Annotated in this window: 15 protein-coding genes; 14 read left to right on the top strand and 1 reads right to left on the bottom strand. The window is 42.4% G+C overall.

Features of this window, described 5'->3' with window-relative positions; translation table 11 throughout:
• Positions 1–85: 85 nt before the first annotated feature.
• Complete coding sequence (gene adhP, locus GSF13_RS03640) at positions 86–1,099, bottom strand: alcohol dehydrogenase AdhP (RefSeq protein ID WP_102058341.1); 1,014 nt, start codon at positions 1,097–1,099, stop codon at positions 86–88.
• Between the two features lie 93 nt (positions 1,100–1,192).
• Between adhP and GSF13_RS03635 the strand changes: the two genes are divergently transcribed.
• The 14 genes from GSF13_RS03635 (at position 1,193) to GSF13_RS03570 (ending at position 13,984) form a co-directional block, all read left to right on the top strand.
• Positions 1,193–1,360 carry a hypothetical protein gene (locus GSF13_RS03635; protein WP_174169572.1) on the top strand — a complete coding sequence of 56 codons (168 nt, stop codon included), beginning with the start codon at positions 1,193–1,195 and terminating at the stop codon, positions 1,358–1,360.
• A gap of 154 nt (positions 1,361–1,514) precedes the next feature.
• Positions 1,515–2,804 (top strand): class I SAM-dependent methyltransferase, encoded by a 1,290-nt coding sequence (locus GSF13_RS03630; protein WP_174169571.1) that lies wholly within the window; start codon positions 1,515–1,517, stop codon positions 2,802–2,804.
• Positions 2,805–2,848: 44 nt separating this feature from the next.
• Entirely contained in the window at positions 2,849–3,208 is a 360-nt protein-coding gene (locus tag GSF13_RS03625; RefSeq protein ID WP_239422047.1) for a GNAT family N-acetyltransferase, read from the top strand.
• The gene (locus GSF13_RS03620; protein ID WP_174169570.1) at positions 3,208–3,807 is read left to right on the top strand and encodes a Crp/Fnr family transcriptional regulator; all 600 of its coding nucleotides are present in this window, start codon (positions 3,208–3,210) and stop codon (positions 3,805–3,807) included. Before GSF13_RS03625 ends, GSF13_RS03620 begins: the two co-directional genes overlap by 1 nt.
• A 70-nt stretch (positions 3,808–3,877) precedes the next feature.
• The gene (locus GSF13_RS03615) at positions 3,878–4,324 is read left to right on the top strand and encodes an isoprenylcysteine carboxylmethyltransferase family protein (protein WP_174169569.1); all 447 of its coding nucleotides are present in this window, start codon (positions 3,878–3,880) and stop codon (positions 4,322–4,324) included.
• Between the two features lie 24 nt (positions 4,325–4,348).
• Complete coding sequence (locus tag GSF13_RS03610; protein ID WP_010603803.1) at positions 4,349–4,510, top strand: I78 family peptidase inhibitor; 162 nt, start codon at positions 4,349–4,351, stop codon at positions 4,508–4,510.
• 71 nt (positions 4,511–4,581) lie between these two features.
• A complete protein-coding gene (locus tag GSF13_RS03605) occupies positions 4,582–4,866 on the top strand; it encodes a hypothetical protein (protein ID WP_211865207.1) in 285 nt (94 codons plus the stop codon).
• A 20-nt stretch (positions 4,867–4,886) separates the two neighbouring features.
• Positions 4,887–5,090: a DUF1289 domain-containing protein gene (locus tag GSF13_RS03600; protein ID WP_211865205.1), complete on the top strand. Its 204-nt coding sequence runs from the start codon at positions 4,887–4,889 to the stop codon at positions 5,088–5,090.
• A gap of 200 nt (positions 5,091–5,290) precedes the next feature.
• Positions 5,291–6,541: an HlyD family efflux transporter periplasmic adaptor subunit gene (locus GSF13_RS03595; RefSeq protein ID WP_206472571.1), complete on the top strand. Its 1,251-nt coding sequence runs from the start codon at positions 5,291–5,293 to the stop codon at positions 6,539–6,541.
• Between the two features lie 12 nt (positions 6,542–6,553).
• Complete coding sequence (locus GSF13_RS03590; protein ID WP_211865203.1) at positions 6,554–7,270, top strand: ABC transporter ATP-binding protein; 717 nt, start codon at positions 6,554–6,556, stop codon at positions 7,268–7,270.
• Position 7,271: 1 nt separating this feature from the next.
• Complete coding sequence (locus GSF13_RS03585; RefSeq protein WP_211865201.1) at positions 7,272–9,668, top strand: ABC transporter permease; 2,397 nt, start codon at positions 7,272–7,274, stop codon at positions 9,666–9,668.
• Positions 9,669–9,672: 4 nt separating this feature from the next.
• On the top strand, positions 9,673–11,055 hold the full coding sequence (locus GSF13_RS03580) for a sigma-54 dependent transcriptional regulator (protein WP_206472566.1): 1,383 nt from the start codon (positions 9,673–9,675) through the stop codon (positions 11,053–11,055).
• Positions 11,056–11,068: 13 nt separating this feature from the next.
• Entirely contained in the window at positions 11,069–12,325 is a 1,257-nt protein-coding gene (locus GSF13_RS03575) for an ATP-binding protein (protein WP_206472564.1), read from the top strand.
• Positions 12,326–12,469: 144 nt separating this feature from the next.
• Entirely contained in the window at positions 12,470–13,984 is a 1,515-nt protein-coding gene (locus tag GSF13_RS03570) for a cell surface receptor IPT/TIG domain-containing protein (protein ID WP_211865199.1), read from the top strand.
• The last annotated feature ends 72 nt before the right edge of the window (positions 13,985–14,056 follow it).

The following is a 14,056-nucleotide window of genomic DNA, read 5'->3' as shown; positions in this document are numbered from 1 at the left end:
CTGGTTGGTCGTTCTAGGCTTTTGTCACTTTGCCGAAGTGAGAAAGCAGCCAAATGGCTATCAAGTATTTGGCTGCTCGATGGGTCTAGTCGAAAGTAAGTACGATCCTGCCGTTAATGTCGCTATTGAGCATATCGTCAAATATATCGTTGATTTGCTCAAGTGGCTTGGTTTCAATAATGGCCTTTACCTTGCCTTCAGCGGCAAACTGCAAGCATTCAGTGAGATCTTGACGGGTACCAACGATGCTGCCAACAACACTGATACCTTTAAGAACGGTATCAAATATAGGAATAGGCATTTCCTCTGGTGGTAAGCCAACGAGCACGCAAGTACCGCCTCGCTTCACGCTGTTAAATGATGTCGTAAAGGCAGGCTTTGAGACCGCGGTACAAACTACGGCTTGGACTCCTCCTAGCTTATTTTGCATCAACTCTGCGGGATCGCTCTGCTTAAAGTCGATACATAAATCGGCGCCAAGCTCTTTTGCTAGTGCTAACTTTGATTCGCCAGTGTCAACTGCAACTACATTCAGCCCCATTGCTTTGGCGTATTGCACTGCTAAGTGACCAAGGCCTCCTACACCAATAATGGCAACCCATTCACCGGGTTTAGCTTTCGATACTTTTAGTGCTTTATAGGTGGTGACGCCCGCGCAGAATAGAGGAGCGGCATCGACAAATGACAAGCCTTCGGGGATTTTTACCACGTAGTTGGCATCGGCTTTACAGTACTGTGCGTAACCGCCGTCGACGGAATAGCCACTATTTAACTGCTCTGGACATAAGTTTTCGTCGCCTTTTAGGCAGTGTTCACAATGACCGCAGGCGCTATGAAGCCAAGGTACACCCACTCTATCACCAACGGCTAGGTGTTTAACATCGTCAGCTTTTGCGATAACAGTACCCACACCTTCGTGACCAGGCACTAGTGGTAATTTAGGCTTAACTGGCCAGTCACCATGACAGGCGTGTAAGTCGGTGTGGCAAACGCCACAGGCGGCTATTTCAACGATGACCGATCCTTGTGTAAGTTGCGGTTTCTCAATTTCTTGAATTTCTAACGGTTGTTTAAATTGGTGCACTAACGCTGCTTTCATCTTTTTGCTCCTTGATTGAGTCGATGGTAGCTTAGCAGCTATAACCAGAAACAACTTGATCCGAAACAATGAATGAGATGAGAGTAAACAAAAATGGCGAGCACAATGCTCGCCAATTCATTACTTAATTACAAAAAAGTAGGGTGTTATTTTCTTCTACGTAGCAGCGCCAGTGGTGCAGCTAGTAGTAACCAAGATAGTGAGTCATTTGAAGGTGTTGATGTTGGATCTGGTGTAGGTGCTGTCGAAATGATGAATTAAGCGCTACTTTTATATTGTTGATTCAAACTAGAAAACCGATCACGGTGAGTTGTTTTAAGGTTTTTATTGCAAATATATACACTCTATCTTTAAATGATACTTTAAATAAGAATAAGTACTTAATACGACAGCGTTTTATATCATGGGAAAGCATATGGATCTAAATAGCTTTAAAAGCAGGTGTTTAACAGGAATTTTCGCTGCAAATAAGGAGTCTCCTGAACTGACAACTTTGTTTGACGAGTTTGTCAAATTCTTTGGTACACTGAGTGGAGTTGATACTCAGTTTGATATGAATGATTGGAGTAGTGTTCATACTGAATATGGTGTTGCTATTTCTCCTGTTCAGGCAGCTAAATGCTCTCAAGAACTGCTGCGCAGTTTGATTTTTATGCAAGGTGTAAAAGCGGCTATCGAAGATAAACAGCAAGAAGGGTTATCTGAAGTTCATATTTTATACGCAGGCACTGGTCCTTACGCCACGTTGCTGCTTCCATTGTTAGCACTACATCCCAACCTTCCTGTTAGGGCAACCCTGATTGACATACATCCAGAAAATATAGCTGCGGTAAAAAAGTTAATTGATGCTTTTGATGTAGAGCACCGTATCGAACGCTTGGTTTGTTGTGATGCATTAAAATGGCAGGATGAAGAAAAATGTAGCTTTGATATCGTGATTTCTGAAACGATGACAGCATTACTAAAAAGAGAGCCACAAGTTTGGATCTTCAAGCACTTATTTCCCTACCTAAAAGAAGACGGTATTTTGATCCCTGAGTCTATCGCGTTGTCGGCAATGTTAAATAGAAAAGGGGAGCAAATACACGTTGGAGAATTTTTTAACTTACAGAAGTCTTCGGTACAGAAGCTCAGCCGTGGTGACGATACGTTATTACGTGGGGAGTTGATTATCCCGGATAGCCACCAGCCTGGAGATGGCTTTAAGTTGCAAACGGATATTATAGTCTATGGCCATTATGTCCTTGGTGAAAATGAATGCAGCCTCAATATTCCTTTTACTATTCCATGTGAGGCGACAAATTTATCTGCTGGCGCTATTGTTAAATATGAGTACACCAATTATGAATCTCCTGAGTTCGTATTCAACTTCCCAGCATCGCCGCGTTTTGTGCAAGATAATCACCTTGCACCAATAGATGAACAGGGGAAGCTTGGCCTTGTCGGAATAAAAAGTGCTTTTCAGCATTCTCAGCTCATCAAGTATGGTAAGAATGTGGCGATGCCTGAAAATATTTGGTTATGTCAGCAAGCTTTATGTGAGGCTTGTGATATATCACTCCAAGATTGGCTATCGCAACTTTATCAGTCAGCTACATTAGAAGTTTTTGAAGCATGGTTGATCGAGCAAGAATCGAGGTTACAGGATAGCCTTTTCATTAATGAACTTAATTCAAAGCTCTTACTTAACTATAAAAGCGAATGAGATGCTCACATTAGTTCAAGGGGTTTTTTACACAACCTCCAGCTTTGAGCAATTCGCTGCTTGTTCATCAGCAGTTATTTTCTGAGCCCAACATACACTATTTAACAATCCACTCAGATAGTGAAATAGTTGGCTTTATAATTTTAGCCGTTGAACCAGAACTGAAAAGTGTTGAATTTTGCCGGATTGTGGTTGCTAAAAAGGGATTGGGAATAGGGCAAGAAGCGATAAATCAGATGGAAAAATACGTGTTAGAGGAGTTGCGTATAACGCGAGTTTGGCTAGATGTTTTTGCAGATAATACGCGAGCGCAGCACATATACCAAAAGCTTGGATATCAGCAGTTCGATACGATACCTTACGACAATAAAATCCTGTTAATATTCGAAAAGCACTTACACTAATGTCTAAATCAAGTAACGAAAATTATCAAAAATGGTTAGCTGTATATGGGCGGTTGGTGGATTTCTCACTTGAGGATTGGCTTCTTATGGCTCCGTATATAAAAATCGGTCATATCACAGCCGATACGATGCTATTCGAACAAGGTGAGAAAATCTCGAGTGTTTATTTCTTATTAGATGGATATGGACGTTATTTCTACCTAGATGAAAAGGGTAATGAACGGAACAAATCTCTGCTACAGAAGGGCGGGGCATTCTCTTGTTTATCTTGTTATCTAGAAGAACAGCCGAGTCCATTTTCAACGCAAACGCTAACAGACTGTGTTATTGCCGAAATTCGCTATGCTGACTTAGTCACTGTATCTGAGCAAAACCTCAACTGGGGACGGTTTGTGCGCAAAATTTATGAACAGTTAGTGCTTAAAAAAGAGAAACGCGAAGCGGCGTTACTCCAGTTAAGTGCAAAGGAAAGGTACTTACGCTTTATCACAGAAAATCAAGCATTAAGCCGCGCGGTTGCTTTGCGCCATATCGCAATGTACCTTGGGATCACGGATGTATCGCTGTCGAGAATTAGAAAAGAGCTTGGCTTAACATAGGTTAAGGCACAGCAACAAAATTCGCATTATCTTATCTCTAATTATTGTTCTAAAGGTAAGGAATAACATCATGAAAAAGCTACTGCCTCCTATTTTACTGTTTTTATTTGTCATATTGATGCCTGTGGTGTGTTGGTTGACTGCTGCACCACATTTTATTTATTACCCTTTAAATCTGTTAGGGTTAATACCGATTGCTTTGGGGTTTGCACTGGCCAAGTCGGGCAGCATGATATTCGCGAGGGAAGAAACCGATATTATGACTTTCAATAAGCCTGATAAATTAGTGGAGGCTGGGGTATTTCAATATACCCGCAATCCCATGTACCTAGGTTTTGTCATTGCATTACTAGGCTATGCCGTATTAATCGGTGGTGCACTCGTGTCATTTTTGTTTGTGACTGCTTTTTTACTTATTGCCGACAGATGGTACATTCGATTTGAAGAAAAAATGATGGAACAAACTTTTGGAGATGCCTATTTACGCTATCAAAGGAGAGTGCGTCGTTGGCTTTAAACTTCCAGCATAAATAAGGGTTAAATGGTGCAAGATATTGATTATTCAAAATCCCTACAAACAATCGTTGGTAAGGTGGTTAGAGTGTACCAATCTGGAGATATGCTTACCCAAGATCATCAACCTCAGCGACTTAATATTGAGTTAAACGACGCGCAACAGGTCGTGCGTATGTGGTGGGGATAGCCCCACCCAGTTTGTATATTGATTGATGAAGATGATGTATTTCGTCCAATAAAATGACTAAAGGTAACAAGATGCATATTGGCCTAGTTAAGGTATTTTTTGTTTTAGCCACGCTCACGAGCCTAGCTGTCTATGCCGTTAGCTACGATGAAATAACAGATATAGATGCGCTAGCGGCGCATTTTGATGAGCCCACTTTTGAACAACACTTCTTAGAAGAAGACATGGAGTTTATTTGGCTTTACTTTAAGGATATTGACCATTCCTTTTTAGTTAATACCGAAACGGGAGAGGTCTGCCATCATTTTAAAGGCAAAAAGAGAGAGTCTTGTTTTCCGGCAAGCTATTTTGAGTAAATCTGTATAAAGGAGCTGCGATGTCACACTCAAGTTGTAAGTTGGTTCAATCTCCTTGCATCAGAAAGTGTTGTTTGGATGATAAAGATGTGTGCTTAGGCTGCTTTAGAACGTTGGACGAAATCACCAGCTGGACAAGTTACAGCGAAGATGAAAAGCTCAAAGTCTTAGCGCGTTGTACGAGGCGCAAACAGCAACATGCTCAGAAATATAATAGGAATTGACCTCTCTATAATGACAAAGCAAAAATAGCTCAGCTTTTGTCTCGCTTTTGGCACAGTCATTACTGTAGTCGTGTCTCATTTTCGAGACATGCTTTATCGGGTATTATCTTAATTTATTTTTATGTTATTGATCTATAATTAGAAAAAGTTTGGCCTGAAATTTGATTCATCAACTGTATTCTCAAAGTGGAGTACAAAGTATGGATATAAAACTGGCGAAAACAAAGCGCATGCCGATTAAGAAGCTCGCGTTGCTTGTAATTGTGCTACTTGTGGTCGGTTTGGTGTTTTTTGCCAAAGCGTATACCCAAAGTGCATCAAACGTGGTTTTCCAAGAAGAGTTAATCGTTGCTACAGTCCAACAGGGCGAGTTTGAACTCAGTGTTAAGGGACTTGGTAGTCTTGCATTGGAGAAGCGCCATTTGGTTACTAGTAGTAGTGGCGGCAAAGTAGTTGAAGTGCTGGTTAAACCGGGTGAAATGGTCACTCAAGGTACGCTACTTGCTCGGCTTGAAAACCCATCACTGCGCGAAGCGCTCATTCAAAAACATAGCCAACTTACCAAAATTTCAGCACAACATGAGGCCGAACTTGCAGAGTTAAAGGCCAAAGTGCAAGAGGCCCACACCGCACATCATGATGCTTTGTTGGGTTATAAAGCAGACAAAATTCAGTGGCAGGCGCAAAAAACCTTAATAGAAAAGGGCAATAGTACTATCTCTATGCTTGATCATCAACGCAGCGAGTTTGCAATGCAGCGTAGTCAAAAGCAAGTGGAGTTACAGCAAGCTAGGGTTGCCACTCAGCAACAAGTACAGCAGGCAAAAGCCAAAGCGCAGCTGGCTGAGCAAGCAAGCCTACGATCCGAAATTAAGCTACTTGAAGAGAATATCGCAGCGCTTGATGTGCGCTCGCCAATCACTGGACAAATTCAGGATGTGCTGATTGAAGTGGGCATGCAATTGTCTAATACCAGTTCAGTTGCAGAGGTGGCAGATCCGCGTTTGCTGGTTGCTAAGATAAACATCGCGGAACTAGATGCGCCGCATGTACAAGTTGGGCAGTCGGCTACAATCGATACCTACACTTCGCGTTTTAACGCCATCGTAAAACGTGTTTCCCCAAAGGTCACCAATAGCCAAGTTGAAGTGGAGCTGAGCATTGAAGGCGCTTTGCCAAGAGAAGCCAGAGATAAACTCAACATTGAAGGGGTTATTGTAACGAGCTATAAACCCGAGGCTATATTCGTCGCAATGCCGGCTAATGTCATTGCAAATAATCAAGCGAGCGTGTTTGTTGTTAATAAACATCTCGCGACGAAAAAAACGGTTAAATTTGGTCAGCGTTCGGTAAACTACATCGAAGTGCTTGAAGGCCTTAATAAAAATCAAACTATCATTATTTCCGATATGGAAAAGTATACTCAAGATAGCCAAGTGCTAGTGCGTTAACAGGACACTATTATGAACTCAGTCATTCAACTTAATAACATCAAAAAGCAGTTTCAGACGGATGAAATTGCAACTCAAGCACTAGACGGTATTAATCTCGTGGTAGAGCCCGGCGAGTTTGTGGCTATAACGGGACCTTCGGGGTGCGGCAAGTCTACGTTACTGTCAATTTTGGGCCTGATTGATGAGCCAAGTAACGGCGAGTATTTTATCAGCGGTAACCAAGCATTTAATTTGAGCTCAGACGAGCGTGCTCATATTCGCGCTAACCATATAGGCTTTATTTTTCAGGCATTTAATCTTATCAGTGATTTAAATGTACTTGAAAATGTCATGTTACCGCTGACTTATATCGGCGGCATTAGCCAAAAAGAAATGGAGCAAAAAGCCAAAGATGCACTGGCGATGGTGGGGTTAGAAAACCGAGTCAATCATTTTCCCTCTCAACTTTCAGGTGGTCAGCAACAGCGGGCCGCAGTTGCAAGAGCGTTGATTAACAGCCCCGACCTCATTCTCGCCGATGAGCCGACTGGTAACTTAGACTCAAACAATGCCCAGCAAGTGCTAGGGTTGTTGAGCGAGCTTCATGCTGCTGGCAAAACGATATGTATGGTAACGCATGATATTGAATCAACGACCTACGCCAGCCGGGTGATCTCAATGCTTGATGGCAGTATTTTACGAGATAAAAAGCAGCTTGACCGTGTAAGTAAAGTCGTTGGAGCTTAGTATGGGATTACTTTTAGATTTTCGCTATGCGCTGAGAAACATCGCAAAATCAATGCGATTTACGTTATTGATGATGTTTATTATGGTTGGTAGTTTGACCATATCATTGATTGGCTTTAATTATATTTATACCGTGGCATTCTCACATAGCCAAGTAGGGAATGGCAGCTCTGAAATCAGGATCTTCAAGGTTCGCAACCCTATCAGCACGCAAAATCGATTTGAATATAGCATGCTGCCACAACTACGAGAACTTGATGAAGTTAAGCAACTTGAGGAGTGGCTTTATATTGCACCTGTGAGTGTTTGGGTAAGTGACGCTGAGCGAGGAAATCATTATCGAGGCTCCTATGTTGATGAGCGCTTTTTCCAGTTTATGGATATTAAGCCTGAGCTCGGGCGATTTTATACCGCTGAGGACTTTGTGGGATCAGCTCAAGATGTAGTCGTGATTTCAGACTATCTATGGTCGCATTTATTCCAAGGTAGCGAAGATGTTATTGGGCGTACGATGATCGTTGATCAAAAGCCCTACGAGATAATCGGCGTGATGCCCAAACGTAATAACTTCCCGATATTTTCTAAACTCTGGCTACCGCTTAAAGGTAATAACGCAGCACCTGCTGATGCTATTGATATTATTTATAAGATGCCAAACGAGGTGGTAGAGTCAAAGCTGGAGCAACGCTTAAGTTTATTCTTCACTGACTATGCAAAGCAACGCGCTAGTCAGTCAGAGCTCGAGGTGGATAAAACAGTTCGAGTTGAATCAATGACTTTAGTAGAATACAACACTGATGGTGAGGCGATATTTGTATTTACCCTATTTATGATAGGTATCGTACTTATTTTGCTTATTTCCTCAATCAACATTAGTAACTTACTCTTTGCCAAAATAATCGAGAGACAAAAAGAATCGGCTATTCGTGCCGCGATTGGTGCGAAAAAATTAAGAGTTGTTCAGCAGCATGCCTGTGAGGGCTTTATTTACTGCTTTAGCAGTTGGGTAGTGGCGCTATTGCTAACGGATCTCGGTTTGCGGGCACTGAACTTTGTTATTAATATGATGATTGGTGGCAAAATGCCGTACTGGTGGTATTGGCAATTAAATACCATCACTATCTTGGTGTCATTGTTGTTGATAAGCTTTGTATTTACTATTGCTGTGCTGTTACCTGCAGTGAAAACCGCTAACTTTAACATCAATGATGTACTGCGAGACGGCACGCGAGGTGCAACCGGCAAACAGGCTGGATTGATGTCAAAACGGCTATTGTCTTTGCAGGTGACTTTAGTGAGCTTTATGCTGATGGCGTCGAGCACCATAGGTTATGTGATGTACTCTATGGCGGGAAACATCGACGGAGAGACTCTCAAAGGGGTGCATTCCACTGAGCTGCAATTTCAAGCTGAAAACGAATTTTCGAGTGATAAAGCGGTCGAAATGGCAAGCGCGTTGGTTGTGGGTATGACACTGGATCCTGCTTTTAAAGAAGGGCGCGTGTATCAGCGTGAGATTGAACTTGATGTGCAAACAAGCGAAGGCGAAGTCTACACCGATAAAATCATAAATATTGAAGCTGTAACTCATCTTTTCAAGCGCGAACTGCAAAGCGGCAGAAACTTTACCGCACAAGACAACACAGAAGCGGCACCCGTGGTGATCATTAGTCAGTCTCTCGCAAAGGCTTTGTTTGGCAGTGAGGAAGTATTGGGGCGCTCACTGATGTTACGTGATGCAAAATGGCCAAGTGCTAAAATAATTGGCATAGCAGTGGATGAAATGAGCGTTGTCGCCAGTGAACGTCGTCATGAGGTCTATTTTAGTTTTCGTCAATATGCGCCAAAGGATAACGCTATGGCGGTTAAATTCGTCACTGAACTGCCGCCAAGCCAAAGTTACGAAGCGTTCTATCGTGTGTTAGGTAGGCTTTCAAGTAAGCTCGAAACTAGCTATGTTTTTGATCACTACGACAACCATCGCTCTATGATGGGGGCATTCACTAGCATCATTTATGTGTTTTTGATTGTGGGTGGATTTGCCTTAACGCTTTCTTTAATCGGCATTTATGCCATGGGCCTTAGTAATATTAATCAATCTAGCTATGAAATAGGCATCCGCCGTGCGCTTGGCTCCAAAGATCGCCAGATCATGTTGTTATTTATCAAGAAAAATCTAACCCATACCGTTACAGGGCTGACTATTTCTGCATTAATTTTCTATATCTTGTGTTATCTTGCTGTAGACTTTTTCCGTGGTATTGTGCCGTTTAGTGTTATGTTTGGTGCGGGTAGCATTACTTTGCTACTGGTATTTGTTGCGGTATGCCTTGCGCTTTATATCCCGGTGAAACGCAGCATAAAAGTCCAACCTGCGGTTAGCTTAAGAATGGAATAATAATTTGAAAAAGGTGTTAATAGTAGACGACTCGCTTGATATTCAGGCGAGTCTGAAGTTTTTACTTGAGGATGAAGGCTACGCCTGTCACGGTGTGGTGACACCAGAGGCAGCATTTGATTATGTCAGTACACAGGAAGTGGACTTGGTGCTATTGGATATGAACTTTACCCATGACACCACCAGTGGCAAAGAAGGGTTGGCGGCGATTGCTAAGCTCATTCAAATAGATCCGCTTTTACCCATTGTGGTGATGACTGGTTGGGCGACATTAGACCTTGCCGTTACTGCCCTAAAGCAAGGAGCGGCCGATTTCATTGAAAAGCCATGGGATGATGAGCGCCTTGCTCATAGCATCAAAGTACAAATCGAGAAGCGAGCTGACAGACAACATTTAGCGCGGCTATCTGCTGAAAACGAACGCCTTAAACAGCCCCAACAAACGATCAACTTTGTTACGCAAAGTGAGAAAAAACAGCGTGTGCTGACACAGCTCACCCAGTTGGCACAAAGCGATATGAACATCTTGCTGACCGGTGAAAATGGCACAGGAAAGAGCTATTACGCACAGTATGTACACGAGCATTCAAGTCGTGCTGGTGGCAGTTTTATTTCGATTAATATGGGGGCAGTGAGCGACGAGCTATTTAACTCTGAGTTATTTGGCCATAAAAAGGGGGCATTTACTGATGCGAAAGCAGATCGAGTGGGTGCATTTACACTCGCAAGTAATGGCTCGTTGTTTTTAGATGAAATTGCCAATTTATCTTTGCAATCTCAAGCAAAGTTGCTTCAAGTGCTAGAAGAGCGGAAGTACGCGGCGGTTGGCAGTCACAAAGTTTTGGATAATACTGCGAGAATAATTTCTGCCACCAACTGCCAACTCAATGAAGCGATTGCCAATAACCAGTTTCGCCAAGATTTATATTATCGATTAAATACTATAGAAGTAGAAATACCGCCTTTAAGAGCGTGCCCAGAGGATATCTTGCCATTAGCAGAGCGTTTTTTAATGCGCTTTAGTCAAGATTACAAAAAACCACCACCAATCATTATGCCTTGTGCTGCTAAAGCACTGAGTGCTTATGACTTTCCTGGCAATGTAAGAGAGCTTAAACATATGATGGAGCGCGTGGTATTTACATGTTCAAACGCCCGAGTATTTGCCAGCGATTTGGCGCTCAGTCCCACACCGCACTCAGCGTTGCAATCGGTGAATACTGCTACTGTGAGCACATCAGAAAATCACGATTTAACGCTGGATGAAATTATTGAGCAAGCACTATTTAAAAGACTGGAATTTCACGGTGGTAATGTATCAAAAGCGGCGAAGAGCTTGGGACTATCGCGCAGTGCGTGGTATCGCAAAATGGATAAATATGAGTAGGAGATAAGCAAGCTTGTTTTATCGATTTGGACACTGGTTGTTAAGTGCATTACTACTCGTTATTGCTAACGTTCTGCTCCTTGTGCACAATTACCCGGTTGCACTCGTTATATTGCTAGATTTGGTATTTGCGCTGTGTTTTGCACTGCTTACTTATAAATATAGCTCTACAAGACAAAACACTATTAATCTCATTGATACCTTGTTGATATCGCTTCGCCAAGGCGATTATGCTCTAAGAGCGGCACATGGCAAAGACGCACAATTATATTCAACGGTGGAACACTTAAACGCGCTTGCACAAACCATGCAAGCCGATCAGCGAGCGCTGGCAGAGCAAAGCGACCTGCTAAAGCAAATCATTGAAAAGCTTGATTGTGCACTTATCGTGTTTGACAAACAAAGCGTTGCATTTGCCAACAGCTACGCTGAGCGCACCTTTTTTGACTGTTACAAAGACGATGCCTGGCGCTGGTTTCAGTCATTACAAACTCAGCAAAAACAAGGAAAGGTTACGGTGATGCTTGATGGTACCGAGCATGCTTTTTTGCTTGAACACGACAGCTGCTACATTGCCAATAAACCTCACACTTTACTGGTTTTAAAACAGCTCGATAGTATTTTATATCAACAAGAAAAAGACGCCTTACAGCGGTTTGTCCGTATTTTAAGTCACGAGATCAATAACACCATAGCGCCGATTGGTACGATAGCTCGCAGCCTAACCAAGCGCCTAGACCGTGAGTTAGATTTAGAAAGGTTTACTAGTGGGCTGTCACTCATCAACGAGCGCGCCAATTACCTTAAATCTTTTATGGGCAACTATGCCTCACTTGCCAAATTACCTCCTGCGCATAAGCAGATTGTTGCACTCAGTGAGTTTTGCACTCAGCTACAAAGTATCTACCCTCAGCTAAAGGTAGAAAGCACAGCGGACCTGCTCGGTTTTTTTGATACGAGTCAAATCAAACAGGTGCTTTGCCATCTTATTAACAATGCCCAAGAAGCGTGCACACCTTCGCCAGAAGTCACACTCAACATCATCCCCGATGCATACAAGTTAGCGTTTACGGTCACAGATACTGGCCCCGGTTTTTCCAATCTAAACGAAGCTGCTGAAGCATTTTACACCACCAAAGCTGATGGCAACGGCATAGGCCTTATGCTCTCTCGCATTATTATTGAAAACCACGGTGGACAACTCAAACTAGGCAATAACTCAAGCGGTGGTGCAAAAGTCAGTTTTAGCGTAGAGCGGGGTGGGAGTTGAGTGCTGAAAGTAACAAGCAAAAAACGAAGACACCCAGTGTAATGTATTCAAAATAATTAGTGAAAGAGTACAAGTATGAAGCGGGTCGCAGGGTGAAAAATTTGAAAGACTTTAATAAAAAAACAACATTAATAAGGATTGTTTATGACATCACGATGCATTTTATTGGCACTTGCACTGGTTAGTACAATTGTGTTTGCAACTCCACATAATAGCTCGCTTGACCCAACTAAGGGAACTTGGCAAAACAAAGATGAAGATGGTGATGGTGTGTTAGACGAGCATGATGAGTTTCCATTTGACAGTCAACGCGCTCGTTATCCCGAAATTGTCGAGATTGAACCTAATGATAACCCCAGCAATGCGGTAAAAGTTGCGCATCAACTTCCGTTTAAAGTAAAAGGGGTTATTTCAAATGCGGGTGATAATGGTGATTTGTACCAATTTAGTGCAAACAAGGGCGACTATATCTCAGCTCGCATTACCTATAGCTCCGATAATTTTAAGCCTAAAGTGTATTTTTCCGAGCAAGGTGGTTTTGTGATCAACTCATCGCAGATCCATACCCATAGCGCACTCAAAATGGCGCATATCCTGACTAAAATACCCCATGACGGAAAATTCAATTTGAGCGTCATTGATGATTTTTCGGGTGGCGCGCCGGACTATTCCTATGAAATTTACGTATTTAAAGATAAGGACACCGACGGTATTGATGATCATGCAGAATATGCAATTGGTGTTGAACCAACTCGTATTGATACCGATAGAGACTCTATCCATGACTTCTATGAATATTATGTAAAGCAAGGTGCTACACTCGATGAGGACAATAACGGGGTAATTAACTTATTAGACTTAGACAGTGATGGCGACGGCATTAGTGATGAGCGCGAAGGCTCAGGAAATGCAGATCAAGATGATAAATTAAACTTTTTGGATCTTGATTCTGATAATGACGGCATAGCGGATGCCGACGAAAAACTCAACGCGAAAGGATGGCCGGAAGACTCTGACAAAGACGGGGTTGAGGATTTTATCGATCTCGATAATGATGGCGACAAAGTGTTAGATATTTATGACGCCGAGCCGTATGAGCGAGTGCGAGGCTTTAGATTAAGCGATTCACCGAGTGTACAAATATCCTCTCAAGCCGGTTATTACAATGGCTATTCATTACCTCGAATTTATCGTATCGGCGATAGTGTTGTATTTACTGGTGATGACTTTGCCGGGCTGGAGAACCCAAAAGTGGTTATCTATAACGGTGAAGAAATTTATAATATCGCGCCAACATCGCACACTAACTCAGAGCTAATCTTTGAGCTCAATCTACCATTTCGCAAATATAAGGCATTTATTTACACTCGAAATAAGCGTTCTAATGAAGTGCGATTAAGCCCATACAAAGCGGGTTCACCGTTAATATTTGGATATGCCTCAATCAAAGTTCAAGAAGGTGAGCAATATGAGCTTAAGGGAGTGGGGTTTGATGATAAAACCCGCATCATAATGGGAAATAAAACACTTGTTCCTTCAACTCATACACCATCTAGTCTTACATTTACTATACCAACTGGTATAACAAAAGGCATATTACAATTAACGAATAATGTTGGAACGAGCAATAAGGTTCGGTATCGGCTGCAAGCACGCTAAAAAATAAACAATAGCAGACTAAAGAAGATTAAAACACCCACCGCAAAGATAGAGAAAAAACGGTTCAAGTTT

It is taken from the genome of Pseudoalteromonas sp. M8 (genome assembly GCF_018141365.1).
Lineage (GTDB): Bacteria > Pseudomonadota > Gammaproteobacteria > Enterobacterales > Alteromonadaceae > Pseudoalteromonas.
This window is presented reverse-complemented; position numbering and strand designations above follow the sequence as displayed.

Excerpts from the sequence above, each read along its gene's own strand:
- adhP (WP_102058341.1), bottom strand. The coding sequence starts at position 1,099 with ATGAAAGCAGCGTTAGTGCACCAATTTAAACAACCGTTAGAAATTCAA.
- GSF13_RS03635 (WP_174169572.1), top strand. The coding sequence starts at position 1,193 with ATGGCGAGCACAATGCTCGCCAATTCATTACTTAATTACAAAAAAGTA.
- GSF13_RS03630 (WP_174169571.1), top strand. The coding sequence starts at position 1,515 with ATGGATCTAAATAGCTTTAAAAGCAGGTGTTTAACAGGAATTTTCGCT.
- GSF13_RS03620 (WP_174169570.1), top strand. The coding sequence starts at position 3,208 with ATGTCTAAATCAAGTAACGAAAATTATCAAAAATGGTTAGCTGTATAT.
- GSF13_RS03615 (WP_174169569.1), top strand. The coding sequence starts at position 3,878 with ATGAAAAAGCTACTGCCTCCTATTTTACTGTTTTTATTTGTCATATTG.
- GSF13_RS03610 (WP_010603803.1), top strand. The coding sequence starts at position 4,349 with ATGGTGCAAGATATTGATTATTCAAAATCCCTACAAACAATCGTTGGT.
- GSF13_RS03605 (WP_211865207.1), top strand. The coding sequence starts at position 4,582 with ATGCATATTGGCCTAGTTAAGGTATTTTTTGTTTTAGCCACGCTCACG.
- GSF13_RS03600 (WP_211865205.1), top strand. The coding sequence starts at position 4,887 with ATGTCACACTCAAGTTGTAAGTTGGTTCAATCTCCTTGCATCAGAAAG.
- GSF13_RS03595 (WP_206472571.1), top strand. The coding sequence starts at position 5,291 with ATGGATATAAAACTGGCGAAAACAAAGCGCATGCCGATTAAGAAGCTC.
- GSF13_RS03590 (WP_211865203.1), top strand. The coding sequence starts at position 6,554 with ATGAACTCAGTCATTCAACTTAATAACATCAAAAAGCAGTTTCAGACG.
- GSF13_RS03585 (WP_211865201.1), top strand. The coding sequence starts at position 7,272 with ATGGGATTACTTTTAGATTTTCGCTATGCGCTGAGAAACATCGCAAAA.
- GSF13_RS03570 (WP_211865199.1), top strand. The coding sequence starts at position 12,470 with ATGACATCACGATGCATTTTATTGGCACTTGCACTGGTTAGTACAATT.